This window comes from Holdemania filiformis DSM 12042, from assembly GCF_000157995.1.
Lineage (GTDB): Bacteria > Bacillota_I > Bacilli_A > Erysipelotrichales > Erysipelotrichaceae > Holdemania > Holdemania filiformis.
Map to the genome: position 1 here is coordinate 59,202 of NZ_GG657554.1, position 1,557 is coordinate 60,758.

General features: G+C 42.0%; 2 protein-coding genes. Both read left to right on the plus strand.

All coding sequences use genetic code 11. The features are described 5' to 3' along the window. The first annotated feature begins 458 nt into the window (after positions 1-458). Entirely contained in the window at positions 459-1,004 is a 546-nt protein-coding gene (locus HOLDEFILI_RS20495) for a transposase zinc-binding domain-containing protein (RefSeq protein ID WP_368670238.1), read from the plus strand. Then, positions 929-1,555, plus strand: coding sequence for a transposase (locus HOLDEFILI_RS05230; protein WP_256174151.1), 627 nt, complete (start codon positions 929-931; stop codon positions 1,553-1,555). Before HOLDEFILI_RS20495 ends, HOLDEFILI_RS05230 begins: the two co-directional genes overlap by 76 nt. Positions 1,556-1,557 lie beyond the last annotated feature (2 nt).

A 1,557-nucleotide genomic window follows, 5' to 3' on the forward strand; every position in this document is an offset into this window, starting at 1 on the left:
TAGTATGAAGGATCGAATGATATAGAAGGATATCCTGGCGAATAGCCTGAGCTTCTTCATGAAGCAATTCATCGTAATAGATCCGGTCAGAACACGTTATTGTTTTCATGAAGAAGACCTCGCTTTCAGAGAACGCTCAGCTTTTCTATTGAGTTAATTATACAATTCATCCTTCTTCATTTCAACGCATTTGAGTTTGTTTCAGCATTTTCATTTTCCTCGTTCAAGGCCTCGGTCATTTTCAATTGATTCTCCCTAATCCGCCTTCCTTTCAGTGTGTATCTAAACGATGAATTCCATCGTTTTAAAACTCTTTAACAGGCTATAACTCTAAAGAACTGTTACTTTATCCTTTCTTTTGAGATGCACTTTCCTAATAGAAAAAGAAACCGTCTTGGCTTTAGGCCACTGCGACACTTATTTTCCCGAGCCTCATAAGATCACCATCGCTAAGATTTTTGCCGAAAACCGATGGCGTTTACGATTACGAGGTTTATCGCAAAGGCCTTCGTCCGGCTATTATGAAAGCCATCAACTTCATCATTCTTTGTGAACAGCACGATCTGGGCCATTCCCTCTACGAATGTCCCCATTGTCAAAACTTCACTTTCGTTTGGCACACCTGTAAATCTCGTTTTTGTAATAAGTGCGGGATTCGCTATGCTCGTCAACTTTCCGACTCAATTTCTTCTAAACTGTTTGACTGTCCTCATCGCCACGGCGTTTTTACTGTCCCTGAGCCTCTGCGCCCCTATTTCCAAAAAGATCGTTCTTTACTTCATGAGCTCTTTGGCGCAGTAGAAGACACACTTCATTATGTCATTCGGAAGGCCGGGACAAAACAGGACGAATTGATTCCCTGCGCGGTTTTAACGCTCCACACTTTCGGGCGTCCTCTTAACTGGATTCCCCATATCACTATGATTCTTTGCGGTTTTCCTTTCAAAAACAGTTACTCGATCGGATGGCTGCGAAGCTGGATTCCGCTGAATTTAAGAAAGTAAAAAATCAATGTTATCGGGATTATTCCGACGGCTTTTATGTTTATTGTCCGCCTTCCCCTCATAAAACCACTCAAGACGGGGTGGATTACATTGTCCGTTATGTAGGCCAGCCCGCCATGGCGCAAAGCCGGATTGAAGACTATGATTACGATCTTAATTTCGTTTGGTGGCATTATATTGATCATCAAACGAAAGAACGGGTTGATGTCTTTGATTCCACTGTAGATTTCATGAAGAAATTGATGATCCATATTCCCGATGAGAACTTCAAAATGGTTCGCTATTTAGGCGCATATACTTCAAGAAAGAAAAAACTCAGCGCCTGCATTCGAAAAACGTTAAGTAAAGCCCGGGAGTGGATTCGCAAAAAACTAACCTCCTATCGGGAATTTCGTAAAGAGTCTACCGGGATTGATCCTTTACTCTGTTCCTGCGGTCATGTTATGGAATTTGTAGAATCCTTCTTCCCGTCTGGATTGGAGGTGAAAATCAATGAAACGTGGAAATTATACGACTGGCATAACGAACTCGATCCCCTTCAAGTGTACTGAAT